2 protein-coding genes and 1 pseudogene are annotated in these 3,687 nt (G+C 48.7%); 2 read left to right on the top strand and 1 reads right to left on the bottom strand.

The annotated features are described in order from the left end of the window. Nucleotides 1–348: beta-class carbonic anhydrase (locus tag ACR0QE_RS13210; RefSeq protein ID WP_432628798.1), on the top strand; the 348-nt coding region annotated here is incomplete at its 5' end. Nucleotides 349–378: 30 nt separating this feature from the next. On the opposite strand, the gene ACR0QE_RS13205 is transcribed toward ACR0QE_RS13210, so the two are convergent. Next, entirely contained in the window at nt 379–1,662 is a 1,284-nt protein-coding gene (locus ACR0QE_RS13205; RefSeq protein WP_432628797.1) for a helix-turn-helix transcriptional regulator, read from the bottom strand. Between the two features lie 348 nt (nt 1,663–2,010). Here ACR0QE_RS13205 and ACR0QE_RS13200 point away from each other — a divergent pair. Continuing rightward, a pseudogene (locus tag ACR0QE_RS13200) lies at nt 2,011–3,687 on the top strand (glycoside hydrolase family 2 protein); the annotation flags it as partial.

Genomic DNA, 3,687 nt, shown 5'->3' with positions numbered 1-3,687 from the left:
CCATACGGAAGTGCAATGCGAAGCCTTCTTGTTGCGATTCTGGAACTTGGAGTTGAGGAGATCATGGTGATTGGTCACACAGACTGCGGCGTTCAGGGAATGGATGGCTCAGAGATGCTCAAAAAGCTCGTGGAGCGTGGTATTTCTCAGGAACATATCGACATCATCCGCCACAGCGGAATCGATCTGGAAGACTGGCTGGGCGGATTTGAGTCGGTGGAAGTCTCTGTGAGTGACACGGTTTATGTACTCCGCAATCATCCACTCATGCCGAAGAATGTAAAGATCGGCGGATTTATCATGGATTCTGTGACAGGAGAACTTCATAAAGTGGAGGAGCACTGTTAAGAGTCTTAAAAATCTTAAGAGTCTTAAGCATCAGGACGATGCCTTTTGGCGGATCTTGCTGCGATACTGCTTTGGGGATTGCCCCTGAAGCTTTCGAAAAACTCTGGAAAAATAGTTAGCATCGAAGAACCCGCACCGCGAGGCGATCTCTCCGACCGGCAGACTTGTCGTGTTCAGGAGAATCAGCGCCTGCCGGATGCGGGTTTTGTTGATGTAGTCCGTGACAGTCATATTAGTCTCCTTTCGGAAGACCGTGGAGAGATGACTCTCGGAGACGGAGCACTGTCCGGCAAGCCAGGAGAGGGAGAGCTCGGTGTTGTAGTAAAAGTCAATGTTGTTCATGCAGGTCTGGACAAGCTGGGAGTAGGCACGCCTGGAGTAGTTTTGAACCAGAATACAGTACTTGCGGACCATTGCGCTGTTGATCTGATCAAGCTGCTCGACAGTCATCGCAGATTCGATCTGAATTGCAAATGTGCGGGAGAGGTTGTCAATGTGGAGTGGGTGGACACCTCCGAGCTGCACGGCTTTTCTGAGCAGAGTGTTAAAGGTAAAAAGGATATTTTTCCTGTCGCGCAGAGGGGAGGCCACGCGGGGACTCAGGCGGTAGGAGAGAAAACGCCGGCAGCGGTTCATGGCTTCGGAGGTATTTCCGGCGGCGACAGCTTCCATCAGATCGCTCTCAGCCTGGTATCGATCTTCAATGGCGGTCAGGGCGACATCAGGCTGACTCGGAAGTGAGTAGTCGGCGCCTTCCGGCGTGATAAATCCCCAGGATGCCTCTGCAGAGGAGATCTCGCGGAAGGTGACGGGATTTTTGCTGAGTTTCTGGAGAAAAAACATCATTGTGTGAATCCACATCTCTCTGGACGGACAGATCGGAATACGGTTGTAGAACTCTACAAAATCCTGCTGGTAGAGCGGATTGATCTTGAGTTTTGTCATTTGGGCAGAGATTTCCGCTGTCCCCATAGCCTGAAAAAGAACCGGTCCGATGCAGAGAATAGGAGAGACGGAATCGCCACTGGAACTGCGAACGGAAGAATCTGCCCTTTCATCTGGAAGCCGGAAAAAAGAATAGCTCATCAGAAGTTCGTCCTCGTAGAGATAGAATGTATCCGGATCGATGTGGGAGCGGAAAAGTTCGCAGACCTGCTCGTACCGGGAATCTGCGTACATGCGCTTTCTAAAACCAAGATCAATCTCTTCGCATTGAGTGGCGAGATCTGTGATAAGCAGAACATGAAGTCCCCAGTGTTCGTACAGTTCACTCATCAGGGTCAGAAGTTCGTCTGTTCCTGTTCCCTGTTTCATCTGTCTTTCTTTCTCTTGTTTTTCTTTCTCTTGTCTCTTTTTCTCGTTCGTTTCTTTCATTATGCATTCATGTCCTTTCGCCTTTTATGGTTTTTCGTTGCAGAGTGTATTTTTATTTGGATTCTTTTTTGCGGTATTGCCGATTTACACGTTCGTTGACAATCGTACAAAAATGGTCTTATTTATTATATTAGCAAAAAATAATGCTAATATCAACGAAAATCGTCCTATGAAAAAGAGAGAAATCCGAGTATAGTTAAGACATCACTTATGAGGGATATAACTAATATATTAATGTATCTTAATGCATCTTAAATAGGAATCTTGATGGAAATTGGAGGGCAAGAAATGAGAGAAGTGATCAATCTGAATGCCGGATGGAAATTTATCCAGAAGGACGCAGGACTGCCGGAATCTTTGCCGGAGAACTGGAAGAACGTGGATCTTCCGCACACCTGGAATGCCGTGGATGGTCAGGACGGAAACGGAAGTTATGACCGGGGAAGCTACTGGTATGCGAGAACATTTGAGACACCGGCACAGCCTCTGGGGGGAGGACGTACCTATGTGGAGGTTCTGGCAGCGGGACAGCAGGCAACGGTATATGTGAATGGCAAGAAGGCAACGTATCACGAGGGTGGTTACTCGACTTTTCGCGTCGATGTCACGGATCTGTGTCATACGGACGGAACTGAGAATCTGCTTGTGATTAACTGTTCGAATGAGTACAAGGACAGCGTGTATCCGCAGTCTGCCGACTTTACGTTTTACGGCGGTCTGTATCGCGGTGTAAATCTGATCAGTGTTCCGGCGGTTCACTTTGATCTGGATTATTACGGAGGACCGGGCATCATGGTGACTCCGAAGCCGGATGAGTGTGGAGGCGCAACGTTTGAGATCAAGAGTTTTGTGACCGGAGCAGATGAGAATTTTACGGTACTTTACAGCATTGAGGATGCACAGGGGCATGAGGTAGCAGGTGGCCTTAGACCAGCGGATAACAGCTCAATTACGCTCTATGTAAATAATGCCTCTCTCTGGAGCCCCAAAACCCCTTCCTTATACAAGGTCAAGGCATCTCTCCTGAGAAGAAATGAGATTTATGATGAGCTTACCGTTCAGGCGGGCGTGCGCAGTTTTTCCTGTGATCCGAATCAGGGATTTATCCTGAACGGAGTGCCGACTCCGCTTCGCGGTGTGAGCCGTCATCAGGACAAGCTCTACAAGGGAAATGCGCTGACAAAAGAAGATCATTACGAGGATGCGCGCATCATCAAGGAACTCGGAGCAAATACGATCCGTCTGGCACATTACCAGCACGCACAGGACTTCTATGACGCCTGCGATGAATTTGGATTCGTAGTTTGGGCAGAGATCCCGTTCATCAGTGTATTTAACAAGGATCCGGAGGCGCATCAGAACTGCATCCAGCAGCTTAAAGAACTGATCATTCAGAATTATAATCACCCGTCAATCTGTTTCTGGGGTATCTCCAACGAGATTCTGATCGGAGGCATCTCAGAGAAACTTGTCGAGAACCATAAAGAACTGAATGCGATTGCCAAGGAACTTGATCCGACGAGACTGACGACGATCGCTCATGTGAGCATGACTCCGGTTGAGAGCCCGATGCATCACATCACCGATGTTATCAGCTACAACCATTACTTTGGCTGGTACGGCGGAAAGATGGAGGATAACGGACCGTGGCTTGACCGTTTCCATGAGCTTCACCCGGATATTTGCCTGGGACTGAGTGAGTACGGCTGTGAAGGCGTGATCACAAATCATGGACCGAATCCGGCCTGCAAGGACTACTCGGAAGAATATCAGGCCCTGTACCACGAGCACATGGCAAAGGTTTTAAACGACAGACCGTGGATGTGGTCAAGCCATGTCTGGAACATGTTTGGTTTCGGATGTGCAGCCCGAAATGGGGTGGAGTTGCCGGAAGAAACAACAAGGGACTTGTGACGATCGACCGCAAGGTAAAGAAAGACAGCTTTTATATCTATCAGGCATACT

This window comes from Brotaphodocola sp. (assembly GCF_050873065.1).
Taxonomy (GTDB): domain Bacteria; phylum Bacillota; class Clostridia; order Lachnospirales; family Lachnospiraceae; genus Brotaphodocola.
The sequence above is the reverse complement of the archived record's forward strand: the minus strand, read 5'-3'. Positions and strand labels throughout refer to the sequence as shown.

Bases quoted from the DNA above. Each gene is read 5' to 3' on its own strand.
- ACR0QE_RS13205 (WP_432628797.1), bottom strand. From the start codon at position 1,662: ATGAAACAGGGAACAGGAACAGACGAACTTCTGACCCTGATGAGTGAA.